The sequence below is a fragment of the Helicobacter pylori genome (assembly GCF_006439795.1).
Lineage (GTDB): Bacteria > Campylobacterota > Campylobacteria > Campylobacterales > Helicobacteraceae > Helicobacter > Helicobacter pylori_CR.
The window spans coordinates 72,347-88,480 of record NZ_VEYL01000003.1 but is presented as its reverse complement, the minus strand read 5'-3'; the positions used below and the strand labels follow the sequence as shown (position 1 = coordinate 88,480).

Here is a 16,134-nt window from a genome sequence, read left to right as displayed (position 1 = left end):
CAAATCCAAAGGTTAAGCATTTGAAACTCTTTTTCAAGCGGTATTCTAAATATCTTAAAGAGCATTATAAAAGTTTTATAGTGGTTTTATTTTCTTCTTTAGTGGTGGCTTTAAGCACGGCTTGGGGGACTTATTTAGTCAAGCCTACTTTAGATGAAATTTTTATCAATAAAGACACTCACATGCTCAAAATCCTGCCTTTTTTAGTGATTTTGGCGTATTTGGGCAAGAGTGGGGGCATGTATTTAGGCACTTATTTCACTAACTTTATCGGGCTTGATATTGTCAAAAAAATACGCAACACTATGCTAGAAAGCCTTCTCAGAATGGAAATGGATTTTTTTAACAGGACTAAAAAGGGCGAATTGATCGCAAGGATTACCAATGATATAGGTTTGATTAGAGCGAGTTTGTCCAATTACCTTTCAGAGAGCATAAGAGAAGGATTAACGATTGTCGGGTTAGTGGGGGTGGTGATCTATCAAAGCCCTAAATTAGCGTTAGTGGGACTAGTGATCATGCCGCTAGCCGCCATTCCTATCAGCAGAATCATTCGTAAGGTTAAAAAACTCGCTAAATCCCATCAAGAGAGTAACGCTAAAATCACCGCTCGTTTGAGTGAAGTCTTTAACAATGTGGAAGCGATTAAAATCTCTAATGGCGAAAAGTTAGAGCATAAGGCTTTTGTGAAAGAAAATGAAGCGTTTTTTAAAATCGGTATCAAAAACATCGCCGTGGCTGAAATTTCTTCGCCTTTAATGGAGTTTTTAGGCTCAATCGCTATAGCGTTAGTGATTTATTTAGGGGGGAATGAAGTGATTAGGGGCCATATTAGCGTGGGGGCTTTTTTTTCTTTCATCACGGCCCTTTTTATGCTTTATACACCGATCAAACGCCTAACTAGGATTGTTTCTAATTTTCAAGAAGCCTTAGTCGCTAGCGATAGGATCCATGAGATTTTAGAAAGAGAGCCGGCTATTGTTGATGGGGAATTGACGCTAGATAACGCTATACACACCATAGAATTTAAAAAGGTATGGCTAGCTTATACGCTAGATGATCAAGAGCGTTATGTTTTAAGCGATATTAGTTTGAAATTCCAACAAAATGAAATCATCGCTTTAAAGGGCGAAAGCGGGAGCGGTAAAAGCTCATTAGTGAATCTGATCTTACGCCTTTATGAGCCAAGCCAGGGCGAAATTTTCATCAATGATCAAAAAATAGAGAGCATCACTCAAAAATCCTTAAGAGAAAAGATTAGCGTTGTCACTCAAAGGGTGTTTATTTTTAACGGGAGCGTGGCTGAAAATGTGGCGTATGGTTTAGAAATTGATGAGGTGAAAATCAAAGAATGCCTAAAAAAAGCTCAAGCCTTAGATTTTGTGGAAAAAATGCCTCATGGGATAGAGAGCGTTTTAGACGAATTTGGCGCTAATATTAGCGGCGGTCAACGCCAAAGGATCGCCATTGCAAGAGCTTTGTATAAAGACGCTCAAGTTTTAATCTTTGATGAAGCCACTTCCGCTTTAGACAATCACACAGAAGAGAGCGTTAAACAAAGCATTTTAGAATTGAAACAAAACCGCTTGATCATTCTCATCTCGCACAACCCAAGCACGCTTAAATTAGCCACTAAGCATGTGAAATTAGAGCATGGGCGTTTGATAGAATGCTAAGGGTTTTAAGCGTTAGTGTCGCTTTTATTTTACTGGGGTGTCAGTTTTTCAACAAAACGACTCTGCATTTAAAATATAAAGATTACCCCAAAAACAGCCCTTTAAAAACCGCTTCCACTTTAACCCCCCCTAAAATCTTTTTTAACGCTCATTTTGTGCCGCCCTTTTACCAAAAAGAATTTAAAAAAGCACTCACCCAACAAATCGCTTATTTTTTAAAAGATAAAAGCGTTTTTACCCTCAATGTTTCAGGCAATGTTTTTTTTTCTTTTGAAGAGAGTCCTAAAGATTTAAAAGCCATTAAAGAAAGGCTTAAAAAGACGATTGAGCCTAACGCTGACCCAAAATCCGTCATGCGTTTTTTAAACCTTCAAGCGAGCTTGATTTTAGAATGCGTCCCGCAAACCACTTGCCCGTTTGACACCCTTTTAATCCCCACCGCTTTCAGCGTGCCTGTTTATTACGCTAATCGTTTGGGCGATAACCCCTCTCTTTTTTCCCAAGAAGATAAAACCTATCATAACGCTTTAATCAAAGCCCTTAATAAGGCTTACTATTCTCTTATGGAGGGTTTAGAAAAGCGTTTGAACGCTATAGAAAATGCCGAGTGGCTTTAAGGCATGAAAAAGATTGTATTCTTTATTTTTGTCATTTTGTTTTCGGTAGGGATTTATTTAATTTGGCATGTTTTATTGGAAAAAGCTTTAGAATTGAAATTAGTAACCTCAGCTAATGATTTGCTTTTAAAATTGTTCGCGCTTCTTGGCGTTTTTTCAATATTGGTGCTTTTTCAAGGCGTTATCTCTTCGTATAAGAAGCGCCAACTCAAACGCATTTTGCAAAAAATAGACGCCATGAACGGCTTTGAATTTGAAGAATATTCCAAAATCTTTTTCACTTCAAAGGGTTTTGAAGTTACAATCACTCAAAAAAGCGGCGATTATGGAGCGGATTTGATTATAGAAAAAGACGGCGTCAAATGGGCGGTTCAAGCCAAACGCTACTCGCACAAAGTTTCGCCCAAAGCCATTCAAGAGGTGGTCTCTTCTAAAGCTTACTACGCTTGCGAAAAAGCTTGCGTGATCACCAACAGCTACTTCACGCAAGCCGCTCAAAAACTGGCTCAAGCTAACGGAGTGCTTTTGATTGATAGAGACGAATGGGTCAAATTTTTGGGTGGGAAAAACGAATCCAAATAGGATAATTTATATAATGCTTTTATTTTTATGATTTCTTATTTATTTCCTATTAAATTTTTTCGTAATCGCATGCGTTATAATATGAAAATTTAGCATCAATTTTTGTTTGGATAAAGGGGTTCAATGATTCAGTCTGTTCGCATTAAAAATTTTAAGACTTTTAAGGACACTCAAATTGATGGTTTTACCAAACTCAACATTATTACTGGTGGGAACAATGTGGGTAAATCTAATTTGTTAGAAGCGTTGTATTGTTTGGTGGGAAAATCCATGCACCCATGCGCTAATATAACGGAAGTTTATGACAATATACGCAAAGAGCCTTTAACAACAGAATCAAAAAACTTAATGTTTTATGGTTTAGACACCGAGAAAGAAATACAAATTGTTACAACTTTAGACAACAATCAGACCTTGGACTTGCAAATAAAATTCATAGCCAGTGAAAACCAAAAGGTAATAGAGTCGCAAATAATACCTACAGCAGAACAAACTCAAATGTCCTCTCAGCTCAATTTCACTCTTAAAAAAAATAATGAAGAAATCTATAACGATCACTTAAATATTGCTAAAATTCCCAATTTCCCACCAATTCCTAATCAGTCAGGCTACAATAGGCAATTTAAGAATTTTGAACCCAGTCAATTGCAAAAACTTTTACCCTTTAAAAGCGCTACCATAATACCTAGCGATGTTGCTTACAGGCAAGCTCATATGATTCAAGCGGTGAGTAAAATTTGCAGTAACAACCAATTAGAAGAAGAATTAAATAAACATCTTAATCAATTTGATAACAATATCCAATCTATTAGCTTTAACACCAACAACCAACTCAAATTAAAAGTGAAAAATATCAAAGAAAAAGTCCCACTATCTGTATTTGGCGATGGTTTGAAGAAATATTTGCATATTGTAAGTGCTTTTATGGCTGATAACGCAAAAACGATTTATATTGATGAAGTAGAAAATGGCTTGCATTTTTCTCGCATGAGATTATTGTTAAAAAATATTATTGATTTTATCAATAATAATAAAGATGGTAATTTGCAAGTGTTTATGACTACCCACAACCAAGAATTTATAGAAATTTTAGATCAAGTTATCAGAGAAAAGGATTTTGCGCATCAAACTAAGTTGTTTTGTCTTAAGCAAGACGATCAATATGTTATTCCAAGAACTTATTATGGAGAAAATTTAGAATATTATTTTGAAAATGAAGAGAATCTTTTTGGCTAAAGCATCATACTAAGATTAGGATCATTCAATGGCAGATAAAGAAATACTGATTTTTGTAGAAGGTCCAAGCGATAAGGTGTTTTTAGAAGCTTATCTGTATTTTCTAGAAGATATTCCAATTAAAAATTTTAAGGTGAAAGATGTAACAGGAAAAGATAACCTATCTAAACGATTGCTTGAAATTGAAAAATACGATAAAACACTTATCATTTTTGATGCCGATAAAGACTATGAGAGTAATAAAAAAGAGATTTTATCAAAAACACAACAAAAGATTACAGAAGAACAAATTTTTTTATTCCCTAACAATCAAGATGATGGCGATTTAGAAACCCTATTATTAGAAATTGCTAAACACGATGAATTTCTTAAATGTTTTGAAGGATACTTAGAATGCATTAAAAGTAAAGAACATTATAAACCGATTAAAAACATCAGCAAAAGTAAGTGGTATGCCTATTTAGAAGTGTTTGAACTACAAAATTTTTTCAAAGATAAGCGGAATAAAAATGACAAGAAGAATGAAGAAAAGATTATTATTGATGATAAAGGTAAAATAAGGAAAGAATATAAAGAAGAATATGAAAAACTAAAAGAAGTGATTGATTTTAACTCAAATTCTCTCATTCCCCTTAAAGATTTTCTAGGGCAATTCGCAAAATAATCAAAAAACAAAACTTAAGATTTTCTAATTTAACAAAATATATTACAATCATTCAAAAAATATTATTTTTACAAAAAGGTGCGTTGTGAAATTGTGGTTTCCTTATTTTTTAGCGATTGTGTTCTTGCATGCGTTAGGTTTGGCGTTGCTCTTTATGGCTAATAACGCTTCGTTTTATGCGGCGGCGTCTATGGCTTACATGCTAGGGGCAAAGCATGCGTTTGATGCGGATCACATCGCTTGCATAGACAACACCATTAGAAAGCTCACCCAACAAGGCAAAAACGCCTATGGTGTGGGGTTTTACTTTTCTATGGGGCATTCAAGCGTGGTGATTTTAATGACCATCATCAGCGCGTTTGCGATCGCTTGGGCTAAAGAGCACACGCCGATGCTAGAAGAAATAGGGGGGGTAGTGGGGACTTTAGTTTCTGGGCTTTTCTTGCTCATTATAGGGCTATTGAATGCGATTATTCTCTTGGATTTATTAAAAATATTTAAAAAATCGCATTCTAATGAAAGCCTGAGCCAGCAACAAAATGAAGAGATTGAACGGCTTTTAACGAGTAGGGGCTTACTCAATCGCTTTTTTAAGCCCTTGTTTAATTTCGTTTCCAAGTCGTGGCATATTTATCCTGTGGGTTTTCTTTTTGGGCTAGGCTTTGATACCGCTAGTGAAATCGCGCTTTTGGCCCTCTCTAGCAGCGCGATTAAAGTGAGTGTTGTGGGCATGCTCTCTTTACCCATTCTTTTTGCTGCTGGCATGAGTTTGTTTGACACTTTAGATGGGGCGTTCATGCTCAAGGCGTATGATTGGGCGTTCAAAACCCCTTTAAGAAAAATCTATTACAATATTTCTATTACAGCCTTAAGCGTGTTTATCGCGCTTTTTATCGGGTTGATTGAGCTTTTTCAAGTCGTTAGCGAGAAACTCCATTTAAAATTTGAAAACCGCCTTTTAAGCACCCTACAAAGCCTGGAATTTACAGACTTAGGCTATTACTTGGTGGGCTTATTCGTGATAGCGTTTTTAGGCTCATTCTTTTTATGGAAAATCAAGCTTTCTAAATTAGAGGGCTAGATTTTAAGCCCTCAAATCATCGCTTAACAAATCTTTAAGGCTTTTATTTGAAAAACTTGGCATAAAGGCTTTAGGGTTTGAAAGGCTTTCGCTCAAATAATTTAATAATTCCTTAATTTCGTTTAATTTTTCTTCCAAATAAGCTTGAAACCCGCCCACATTTTCCAATAAATTCAAAGGATTATCCACAATCATGGAAAAAACTTCATCGTTAATGGCAATGTTGAGCTGAGTGTCAAACAAAGGAGAGGCTAAAAACTGGCAATTTTCTACAATTTCTCGCAATTCCTGTTTAACGATAGAAGCTTGCAAAGCGTCTTTATCTTCTAAACCCATGCTCTTATTGAAAAGCTTTTTGCAAGCGATTTGCAAGACTTGTAACGCTCCAACGCTCTCGTTTATATTTTTCATGTCCCTACTGAATTTAGCGATTTGTTGGGATTTTTCTATCGCATTGGTTTTAAAATCGCTTGTTTCAACATCGCCCAAATGCTTTTGAAGAGTTTTTAAAATATCCATAAAAAACCTTTTAAATAGAATTGATCATTCACAAGCATTTTTCGTTCCTTTTTTATGGAAACTTTAAAAAACACCCTTAAAAAGGTTTTTAGGTATAATTAGCGATCTTTTAGTTTCAAATAGTAGAGAGATGGGATGAAAAAAATATGGCTTTTGGTGTGGGGCTTGTGTTCTTGGGTGTTTTTGCATGCGATAGAAACGATAGAAAAAGCCCCTACAAATGTAGAAGACAGAGACAAAGCCCCCCATTTGTTGCTTTTAGCAGGGATTCAAGGCGATGAGCCTGGGGGGTTTAATGCAACTAATTTGTTTTTAATGCACTATAGCGTTTTAAAAGGCTTGGTGGAAGTGGTTCCCGTATTGAATAAGCCTTCCATGTTAAGAAATCATAGGGGCTTGTATGGGGATATGAACCGCAAATTTGCCGCTTTAGACAAGAATGACCCTGAATACCCCACTATCCAGGAAATCAAATCCTTGATTGCAAAACCCAATATAGACGCTGTCTTGCACTTGCATGATGGCGGTGGGTATTACCGCCCTGTTTATATTGATGCGACGCTCAATCCTAAGCGTTGGGGGAATTGCTTTATTATTGATCAAGATGAGGTTAAAGGGGCGAAATTCCCTAACTTGCTTGCTTTTGCAAACAATACGATTGAGAGCATCAACGCCCATTTATTGCACCCCATTGAGGAGTATCATTTAAAAAACACGCGCACCGCACAAGGCGATACAGAAATGCAAAAAGCCCTAACTTTTTATGCGATCAATCAAAAAAAGAGCGCTTTTGCCAATGAAGCCAGCAAAGAGCTCCCTTTAGCGTCAAGGGTGTTTTACCATTTGCAAGCCATTGAGGGCTTACTCAATCAACTCAATATCCCTTTTAAGCGCGATTTTGAACTTAACCCTAACAGCGTGCATGCCCTAATCAATGATAAAAACTTGTGGGCAAAAATCAGCTCTTTGCCTAAAATGCCCCTTTTTAACTTGCGCCCTAAACTCAATCATTTCCCCTTACCCCACAACACTAAAATCCCGCAAATCCCCATAGAGAGCAACGCTTACATTGTAGGGCTAGTCAAAAATAAGCAAGAAGTGTTTTTAAAATACGGCAACAAGCTCATGACACGATTATCGCCCTTTTACATAGAGTTTGATCCTTCTTTAGAAGAAGTGAAAATGCAAATTGACAATGAGGATCAAATGGTTAAAATAGGGAGCGTGGTTGAAGTGAAAGAGAGTTTTTATATCCATGCTATGGACAATATCCGCGCGAATGTGATTGGCTTTAGCGTTTCTAATGAAAATAAGCCTAATGAAGCGGGTTATACGATTAGATTTAAAGATTTTCAAAAACGCTTTTCACTAGACAAGCAAGAAAGGATCTATCGCATAGAATTTTATAAAAACAACGCGTTTATCGGGATGATCTTAGTGAAATTTGTGTAGGAATGGATAAACCTTACCAAAAGATCTCAGAGCGTTTTAAGGCAACGCCTAATAAATATGATAGCCTCAAATAAAGGATAGTTATGCTAGACATTAGAAATCTTTACTTATCATTACCTGACTTAACGAAGAGGCTATGCAAAATAAGCAACAGACTTTACGCCATGCGTTCATCTTGTTCTTTTTTTAGCAAGGGAATATTGTGTTTTAGAAAGAATGCATGAGGTAATTCAAAAGGGCTTGGATGGCTTAATACAGCGATTAGACAATGACTTAAAAGATGGTAACTCTCGTATTCGTGTCCCTATTGAATGCATACAAGGCTTATGCCTTGTTGGCAACATGAAACCTGATGAGCTATGCATATTGTTTGTTAAAATCTCTGAACTTATTCGTTCGCAATGCAGAAGCAATCTATCTCGTAATTCCCTTTCTTTTATGGGTGGTGTGATTAGCGGCTTGAAAAAGCAGATTCGTTTGTATCAAAAATGGAAATGAGAAAAGGAAAATGCGATAATTTCTTTCTCTTATGGTTATGATAAATCACCATTGAAGGGCGTGAAAACACCCAAACAAAGCATTAAAAGATAACAACCCTTTTGAATGTTGCGGTTTTTAATCCGATACTTCTATATCACACACCTTTATTATATTACTTCTTGCCCCGCATCCAATAAAGCTTCCTTAATCAAATCCTGTGTCGCTGGAGCGTCAAACTCTACAACCACGCTCTTTTTTTCCACGCTCGCATCAATAAAGCTCACGCCTTCAATTTCGCCCACAAATTTTTCAATTTTATCCACGCAATGGTTACAAGTAATGCTTGGCACCTGAAAAGTTACTTTCATTCAATGATCCTTAATTTTAAAATTCCTTAGCCTTTGGGAGTTTAAAACCACACTCACAGAGCTTAAACTCATCGCTAAACCTGCAATCGCCGGGCTTAACATGATATTAGCCTTATAAAGAACCCCACAAGCTAAAGGGATAAACACGCTATTATAACAAAAAGCCCAAAACAAATTTTCTTTGATATTTTTAATGGTCGCTTGGCTTAATTTAATCGCGCTATAAACCGATTTAATATCGTTGTTAAAACTCACAATGTCCGCTGCTTGCACGCTCACATCGCTCCCTTTAGCCATCACCACCGCCACATCGCTCATAGCAAGACTAGGAGCGTCATTCAAGCCATCGCCCACCATCATAACGATCTGCCCTTTTTCCTTAAGCTCTTTGATCTTGTTGAGCTTGTCTTGTGGTTTGGCGTTGCTGATATAACCATCAATCCCTAATTCAAGCGCGCATTTTTTGACATTTTCCCTATTGTCCCCACTTAAAAGAAAAGTGTTAATGCCTAATTTTTTGATTTGAGCGATATGCTCTTTCACGCCTTTTTTGGGCAAATCTTCTAAAACAAACGCCCCTAAAAGCTCGTCTTCTTTTTCACTGATCGCTCTACCCACAAACACTAAAATCCCGTTTTCTTTGATTTCTAGCGTGTTAATAGGGTTAAAAAACTCGCTATTACCTACTTTAATGATTTTTTTAGCGCCTTGATAATCTACTTTAGCGCTAATGCCAAAACCCGTTTTCACTTTAACTTCGCTCATTTCTTTTAAGGGAGCGTTACGCTCTTTTGCGTATTCTACAATCCCTTTAGCAATGACATGTTCGCTGCTCTTTTCAATACTGCCCGCTAAACTCAATAGCTCTAATAGTTCTATGTTAGAATGAACGCTTTTAACGACAGGCTTGCCGTTAGTGAGCGTGCCGGTTTTATCAAAAACGATCGTATTGATTAGCCTTGCTTTTTCTAAACTTTTAGCGTCTTTAAAAAATAAGCCTAAAGAACTCGCTTTTTGATTCGCTACTAAAATACTCATAGGCGTAGCCAATCCTAAAGCGCAAGGGCAAGAAATCACTAAAACCGATACAAACACTTCTAAAGCGATTCCAAAATTCCACCAAAAATCGGGTTTAGGCGCGATGATGAGCCACACCACAAACGCTAAAATAGCGATAGCGATCACGCTTGGCACAAACACGCTTGAAACCTTATCCGCTAAGCGAGAAATCTCTGCCTTTGAGCTTTGAGCGTTATGGATCATTTCTATAATTTGAGTCAAGGTGCTGTTTTTGTTGTTTTGCGTGGCTTTCATTAAAAAACTCGTGTGGCTGTTGAGTGTCCCTGAAAAGACTTTATCGCCGACTTTTTTATAAACCGGCAACGCTTCACCGCTTAACATGCTCTCATCTAATTCCCCTTCGCCCTCTATGATTTCGCCATCCACCGCAATAGCGCTTCCAGGGAGGACTTTTAAAATATCCCCCACCACAATGCTATCCACTAAAACTTCAATCTGTTGGTTATTTTGCATTTTAAGGGCGGTTTTTGGGGTGTTTTTCATCAAGGCTTGCATAGCGTCTAAAGCTTTGTCTTTAGAAACATTTTCAATGCGTTTGCCCACCATCACAAACATTAAAATCACGCACACGCTTTCAAAATAATAATGCCCATAAGACCACTGATTTGTATAAACGAAATACAATTGCCACAGGCTTGAAATTAAAGCAGCGCTTGTGCCTATGGCGATAAGGCTGCTCATGTTGGGTTGTCTGTGCCACAAGGCTTTAAACCCCTGAATGTAAAAATCCCTCCCCAAATGCATGACAATGAGAGTGCCTATAAGCTGTAAGCAAGCGTTTAAAAAATTACTATGATTATTAATCGCAAGCAAGCTTTCAGGTAAAAGGCTAGGGCTAAGCATCGCTCCCATAGAAAGATACACCACAAAAAGCGTGAAAACAACCGCCAACGCTAATTTAACATTAGGGCTAAAAAATTCTTTTTTTTCTTCTGCTAGAGTTTTTTTAGGGCTATAGCCTAGCTTTTCAATGAGTTTAAAAATTTCGTCTAAATTGGTTTCATTTTCGTTAAATTCAATATTAGCGCTCTTATTTAAAAGGCTCACTTCTATTTTTTTCACAAAACTTTTACGCCCTAAAGAGCGTTCAATCCCACTAGAACACGCCGTGCAAGTCATTCCCTCTATGTAAAAAGATTCTTTCATGCGCTTTTATTTTTATTAAAAATAATTTTTACCATTAAAAAGAGCCACCGAATGATGCCATAAATCAAATACAACCCCATAAACACGCTTAAAGCCTCTAAAGGGCGCACAAACACTAACGATAAAAAAATCAACACCAAGATGAAAAGCTTGAGATTCCATTTGACTTTTTTAAAATTAGGGTAGCGGATATTGCTCACCATAAGCACCCCCAATAAGACAATAAAGCTTAAAAATAACTTTTCGGTATTTCCTTCTAAAAAATGGTATTTGTTATCCAATAACACGCAAAGCACCACCAATACCGCCGCCGCAGGGATAGGGATACCGATGAAAGAATAGGGGTCGCTTGTGTTGGTGCTGATATTGAATCGCGCCAATCGTATCGCTCCAAAAATCACAAACAATGCGCTCACCGCCATGCCTATGCGCCCAAAGTTATACCCCACATAAAAGTAAGTGATTAAACTTGGAGCCACCCCAAAAGCGACTACATCAGCTAGGGAGTCAAATTCAATACCAAACTTGCTAGTGGTGTTGGTAAGCCTTGCGACACGCCCATCAAGCCCGTCTAAAATAAGACTCGCTACCACTAACCAGCATGCCATGACAAATTGGTAACTGGAAGCGTAAAAAATACTCATCATGCCTAAAAAAATACTGCTAGCGGTAAAAAGATTGGGGAAAAGATAGAGAGGGTTAATAGGCATTAGAGATTCTTTTTAACTTGGCTTTTAGAATAGGAATAAAAACGATTTTAAAATCAATTATGGGAATAAAAATTTTACAAGTGCTAAAAAACTCACAAAAAAAGAGCGTCAGAGCAAACGCTTTATAACGCTGTTGATAAGCATGAATTTTTAGAAAACAAAATCTAAAAAAAAGCTTTAAACAAACAGAATGTTTATCATAAGGCTTTAAACCCTTATCAAAAATCTGTTTGTAAGCTCGCACTCTTAACTCGCTTGCTCTTCTAAAGGGATCAAACGGCTTTCTAAATTGTTGGCGGCTTCGTATTCGCTGATGATTTCACGCACTCTTTCGCCTGTAATGACTTCTTTGTCAAACAATTCTTTGACCATGATTTCAATCGCTTCTCTATAGTCGCTTAAGGTTTGTTTGACATGCTTATAGCGTTCTTCTAGTAGGTTTTTAATGAAAAGATCCATTTCTTCTGCGGTCTTTTCGCTAAATTCCCTACTGCTCCCATAACCACCTCCTAAAAAGGCGTTCCGCTGCTTTTCTAACACCATAAGCCCACTGACACTACTCATGCCGTAGTAACTCACCATGCCTTTAATAATATCAGTCGCTCTTTCTAAATCGTTGCTCGCACCGGTAGAAATTTCTTCCAAAAAGACATCTTCAGCCGCTCTCCCGCCTAAAAGCACATCAATTTCAGCGATGAGTTCGTGTTTTTGCATCAAGTATTTGTTTTCTTCAGGCGTGTTAAGGGTGTAACCTAAAGCCGCCATTCCCCTTGGAATGATAGAGACTTTATTCACCCTAGCACTCCCTTTAGTCATTTCAGAAATCACGGCATGCCCGCTTTCATGGTAGGCGACGATTTTCTTTTCCTTAGGACTGATGCGCCTACTTTTCTTTTCTAGCCCAGCAATCCCTCTTTCAACCGCTTCTTTTAAATGCTGTTGTTTGACTTCTTTTTGGTTGTTTCTTCCTGCTAAAAGCGCGGCTTCATTGATGATATTCGCTAAATCCGCTCCCGCAAGCCCTGCGGTGAGTTTGGCGACTTCTTGCAAATTCACATCATTAGCGAGTTTCACGCCTTTAATATGCACTTTTAAGATTTCTACCCTGCCATTAAAATCAGGCTTATCCACTAAAACCTGCCTGTCAAAGCGCCCTGGACGCATTAACGCCGGATCTAAGATTTCGGGGCGGTTCGTTGCGGCTAAGACAATCACAGGCGCGTTTTCGCTCCCAAAACCATCCATTTCGGCTAAGAGTTGGTTTAAGGTTTGCTCTCTCTCATCGTTCCCGCTCACCACGCCTCCAGCCGCTCGGCTTTTACCTATGGCATCAATTTCATCAATAAAAATGATGCTAGGGGCTTGTTTTTTAGCGGTTTCAAATAAATCCCTAACCCTGCTTGCCCCTAAGCCCACAAACATTTCAATAAAACTGCTCCCTCCCATAGAGAAAAACGGCACATGCGCTTCGCCGGCTACCGCTTTGGCTAAAAGGGTTTTACCGGTTCCTGGAGGCCCTACTAATAACACGCCTTTAGGGATTTTAGCCCCTAAATTGGCGTATCGTTCAGGGTATTTTAAGAAATCTACGATTTCTACCACTTCTTCTTTGGCTTCTTCATTGCCTGCCATGTCATTAAAACGCACATTGGGTTTTTCAGCGTTAATGAGTTTTTTCGCACTCCCCATGCCAAAAATACCCCCACCCATATTTTTTTGCATGCGGTTTGCCATAAACATCCATAGCCCTAAAATCACTAAAATAGGCATGAGCCACCCCAACATGTCCGTAAAAAAGTTAGACTCGCTAAAACCAGAATAATTGATTTTTTTCTCGTCTAACAAAGGCACTAAGGTCAAATCAGGCACTCGTTTAGCGATATAGATCACACGATTGTTGCCCTCTTTATGGCTAGCTTTGATCAAAGTTTGACCGATACTCACATTTTCCACTTCATTATTGCTGATGAGCTGTTTGATTTCATGGTAGCTCACATTTTTAGTGCTAGAAGCTAAGAAATTGTCCGAAAAACTGCCATCAGAATTGAAAGAGCGCAGAAAAAAAATGAGTAAAATCCCTCCAAGAACCGCAAGGATAATGGGACTTTGAAAAAAAGGTTTTTTAGGTTCGTTCGTTGGTTTCATTATAATCCTTAATTTATTGGTTGTTTTTTAAGCAATTTTAGAGCGACCCATTCGTTACGCTGCCGCTGTTCTAAAACCTCAAATCCATTATAATAGATCTGTAAAACAGAGTTTAAATGGGTTTCTAAAATCCCTGATAAAATAAGAGTGTGGTTACAAAGCCGCACAAATTCACTATACAAACTCTTAATCACATCAGCGACAAGGTTCGCCACAATAATATCAAAACGCCCTTTAATTTTTTGCGTAGAGCCATAAATGACTTTATCTTGTGCTAATAGGGGTATTTGATTCAAGCTAAAATTTTTTAGGGTTTCTTCAACGGCCAAACTATCCGTATCGCAAGCTACTAAAGCGCTAACGCCTTGTTTTTTTAAGGCGATGCTTAAAATCCCGCTCCCACAGCCAACATCTAAGGCGTTTTTGCGTTTTAAATCAAGGTTAGAGAGCAGTTCCAAACACATAGAAGTGCTTTCATGATGGCCTGATCCAAATGCCAAAGCCGGATCAATCATTATGCAATCATTTGTAACAACATGGCTTGGCTTTTGATGCCAGCTAGGGTGTATGTAAAATTTGGCACATTGCACCGGTAAAATAGCTTGTTTGTAGGCTTCTAGCCAGTCTTTTGAAGCCAGATTGCGTGAAAGGTAGAAAAAATCAAACTCACTTTGCAGGTTTTGTTTTAAGCTCAAACAAAACGCTTTTAATGCTGGAATGAGCGAGTCGTTCAAATCCTTTTCAGAGCGTAAAATAACGAAATTTTTGAGATACGGAGGTTTTTCTTTTAAATTTTCTTTCAAAGAATTATGAGTGGCGAAATAATGCCAATCAGATTGGCTTATAAATCCAATGCTCTCTTTATCGTCAAACGCTTTTAAATTTTCTAGGCTTGATTCTTCTAAGGCTAGATGCGTGGTGTCTAAAAGAAAGCTCTCAAAAAGCTCTCGTTCCTTAGGGAAGATAAAGAAAAACTCATAATACATTGGCTTTAACACTCAATCGTTTGTCCCTAAAACAACCTCTAATTTTTCTTTCAAAACTTGGGGGGTAAAAGGTTTCACAATGTAGTTATTCACTCCCGCTTTCAAAGCCGTAATGACCTCAGCCTTGCCGCCCTCTGTGGTGATCATAATAATAGGGATTTCTTTAAAGCGGCTATCGGATCGCACCTTTTTAACGAGATCCAACCCGTTCATTTCAGGCATGTTCCAATCTGTGATAAGCACCTTAGTGTCCGCATTAGCGTCCAGTTTCTCCCAAGCTTCCACCCCATGCTCAGCTTCTAAAACATCTTCATAGCCTAAGCGTGAAAGCGTGTTTTTAATAATTCTCCTCATAGTTGAGCTATCATCTACTACCAATAGTTTCAAAGCGCTTCTCCTTTTAAGATTGCATTTAAATTAGGCTCTTTTTAAACAGCCAAAGCGTCTCTAACGCCTTATAATAATAAATCGTTCCAAATAATAGCATGTTTTGATTAAAATGCCTTGACCGACAATAATCATTGGCTAAATGGAGCGTTCAATGAGCGTTCTTATTTGTAAAAAAATTCAGTTTGTTTGCTATGATAATAGCTTAAAAGTAATAAAATAACTCTTGAGTGCGATAAAGGGTCATTGGATGGTTTGAAAAAAGAAAGACAAGGATTTTACAAGTAAGTGTATTATTTAAGAATTTTAATACTGAGTATGAGTTTTTTAAATATTTTAAATGCTGAAAATTTGAGTTATATGTCTTCTTCTTATCAAATAGGCACGGTGTTTATGCGCCCTTTAAACACCAACAAGCTTTTACAAGGGGCTTCAATCCTTCAAGGCTATGAAGTGAATCCTAAAAACGATTGGGCTTATTCTAGGTATTATTTCTTTATAGATTATGGTAATGTGCTTTTTAATAATGACTCTACTTTGCAAGCGAACATGTTCACTTATGGGGTGGGAGGGGATTTTATGGTCGCCTACGCTAAAAACCCGATCAACCGCTGGGCTTTTTTCTTTGGCTTGCAACTGGCCGCTAACACATGGATACTCAACAATAAAGTCAAAGATTTGGTGGTGAATACTTGGGATTCATTAAAAGATTTCAATTTTCACAACACTTATTTCAGGGCTATCGGGAAATTTGGGGTGCAGTTTCGCACGATCGTTTTGTATCATAAGGTGGATGTAGAAATTGGCATGAAAATCTTTCTAACCCCTGAAAGGCGCAGTTTGTTTGAAAGGAGCTTTTTGTTTTTTGTTTCGCATTCGTGGCATTTTTAAATGGCGGAGAGAGAGGGATTCGAACCCTCGAAGGCTTGCACCTTACACGCGTTCCAGGCGTGCTCCTTCAACCACTCGGACATCTCCCCTTAGAAAGGGATTATTATAACTAAG

At 37.8% G+C, this 16,134-nt stretch carries 17 protein-coding genes and 1 tRNA gene; 9 read left to right on the top strand and 9 right to left on the bottom strand.

The features are described 5' to 3' along the window. Positions 1-20: 20 nt before the first annotated feature. The 6 genes from FIM66_RS02330 (at position 21) to FIM66_RS02305 (ending at position 5,856) form a co-directional block, all read left to right on the top strand. Positions 21-1,676, top strand: coding sequence for an ABC transporter ATP-binding protein (locus tag FIM66_RS02330; RefSeq protein WP_140547880.1), 1,656 nt, complete (start codon positions 21-23; stop codon positions 1,674-1,676). Further along, complete coding sequence (locus tag FIM66_RS02325) at positions 1,670-2,293, top strand: neuraminyllactose-binding hemagglutinin family protein (RefSeq protein ID WP_140599894.1); 624 nt, start codon at positions 1,670-1,672, stop codon at positions 2,291-2,293. Before FIM66_RS02330 ends, FIM66_RS02325 begins: the two co-directional genes overlap by 7 nt. A gap of 3 nt (positions 2,294-2,296) precedes the next feature. Beyond that, a complete protein-coding gene (locus FIM66_RS02320; protein ID WP_140501295.1) occupies positions 2,297-2,875 on the top strand; it encodes a restriction endonuclease in 579 nt (192 codons plus the stop codon). A gap of 123 nt (positions 2,876-2,998) precedes the next feature. Then, positions 2,999-4,111, top strand: coding sequence for an ATP/GTP phosphatase (locus FIM66_RS02315; RefSeq protein WP_140501297.1), 1,113 nt, complete (start codon positions 2,999-3,001; stop codon positions 4,109-4,111). A gap of 28 nt (positions 4,112-4,139) precedes the next feature. Continuing rightward, positions 4,140-4,775, top strand: coding sequence for a DUF3226 domain-containing protein (locus FIM66_RS02310; protein ID WP_100965671.1), 636 nt, complete (start codon positions 4,140-4,142; stop codon positions 4,773-4,775). A gap of 85 nt (positions 4,776-4,860) precedes the next feature. After that, a complete protein-coding gene (locus FIM66_RS02305) occupies positions 4,861-5,856 on the top strand; it encodes a HoxN/HupN/NixA family nickel/cobalt transporter (RefSeq protein ID WP_140599893.1) in 996 nt (331 codons plus the stop codon). A 3-nt stretch (positions 5,857-5,859) separates the two neighbouring features. Here FIM66_RS02305 and FIM66_RS02300 read toward each other — a convergent pair whose 3' ends face one another. After that, a complete protein-coding gene (locus tag FIM66_RS02300) occupies positions 5,860-6,375 on the bottom strand; it encodes a flagellar FLiS export co-chaperone (RefSeq protein ID WP_140478338.1) in 516 nt (171 codons plus the stop codon). A 135-nt stretch (positions 6,376-6,510) separates the two neighbouring features. Here FIM66_RS02300 and csd4 point away from each other — a divergent pair, with 135 nt between their 5' ends. Further along, complete coding sequence (gene csd4 / locus FIM66_RS02295) at positions 6,511-7,827, top strand: DL-carboxypeptidase Csd4 (protein WP_140568255.1); 1,317 nt, start codon at positions 6,511-6,513, stop codon at positions 7,825-7,827. Positions 7,828-8,043: 216 nt separating this feature from the next. Further along, positions 8,044-8,325: a hypothetical protein gene (locus tag FIM66_RS02290; RefSeq protein ID WP_140478334.1), complete on the top strand. Its 282-nt coding sequence runs from the start codon at positions 8,044-8,046 to the stop codon at positions 8,323-8,325. Positions 8,326-8,474: 149 nt separating this feature from the next. Here FIM66_RS02290 and copP read toward each other — a convergent pair whose 3' ends face one another. The 7 genes from copP to FIM66_RS02255 are packed head-to-tail and all read right to left on the bottom strand — an operon-like array spanning position 8,475 to position 15,129. Beyond that, a complete protein-coding gene (gene copP / locus FIM66_RS02285; RefSeq protein WP_000869068.1) occupies positions 8,475-8,675 on the bottom strand; it encodes a copper-binding metallochaperone CopP in 201 nt (66 codons plus the stop codon). Then, a complete protein-coding gene (gene copA / locus FIM66_RS02280) occupies positions 8,676-10,901 on the bottom strand; it encodes a copper-translocating P-type ATPase CopA (RefSeq protein WP_140478332.1) in 2,226 nt (741 codons plus the stop codon). After that, positions 10,898-11,611 (bottom strand): CDP-diacylglycerol--serine O-phosphatidyltransferase, encoded by a 714-nt coding sequence (gene pssA / locus FIM66_RS02275; RefSeq protein ID WP_001122219.1) that lies wholly within the window; start codon positions 11,609-11,611, stop codon positions 10,898-10,900. The genes copA and pssA overlap by 4 nt, the downstream gene beginning before the upstream one ends. Continuing rightward, a complete protein-coding gene (locus FIM66_RS02270) occupies positions 11,601-11,855 on the bottom strand; it encodes a hypothetical protein (protein ID WP_120828356.1) in 255 nt (84 codons plus the stop codon). Before FIM66_RS02270 ends, pssA begins: the two co-directional genes overlap by 11 nt. A 2-nt stretch (positions 11,856-11,857) precedes the next feature. After that, on the bottom strand, positions 11,858-13,756 hold the full coding sequence (gene ftsH, locus FIM66_RS02265) for an ATP-dependent zinc metalloprotease FtsH (RefSeq protein ID WP_120821990.1): 1,899 nt from the start codon (positions 13,754-13,756) through the stop codon (positions 11,858-11,860). 8 nt (positions 13,757-13,764) lie between these two features. Beyond that, positions 13,765-14,754, bottom strand: a complete 990-nt coding sequence (gene prmA, locus FIM66_RS02260; RefSeq protein ID WP_140599892.1) for a 50S ribosomal protein L11 methyltransferase — start codon at positions 14,752-14,754, stop codon at positions 13,765-13,767. After that, entirely contained in the window at positions 14,755-15,129 is a 375-nt protein-coding gene (locus FIM66_RS02255) for a chemotaxis response regulator CheY (RefSeq protein ID WP_000772151.1), read from the bottom strand. Between the two features lie 318 nt (positions 15,130-15,447). On the opposite strand from FIM66_RS02255, the gene FIM66_RS02250 reads away from it, so the two are divergent. Then, positions 15,448-16,020 carry an outer membrane protein gene (locus FIM66_RS02250; RefSeq protein ID WP_001879972.1) on the top strand — a complete coding sequence of 191 codons (573 nt, stop codon included), beginning with the start codon at positions 15,448-15,450 and terminating at the stop codon, positions 16,018-16,020. 1 nt (position 16,021) lies between these two features. On the opposite strand, the gene FIM66_RS02245 is transcribed toward FIM66_RS02250, so the two are convergent. Beyond that, positions 16,022-16,109: transfer RNA gene (locus FIM66_RS02245), tRNA-Ser, on the bottom strand. Between the last annotated feature and the right edge of the window lie 25 nt (positions 16,110-16,134).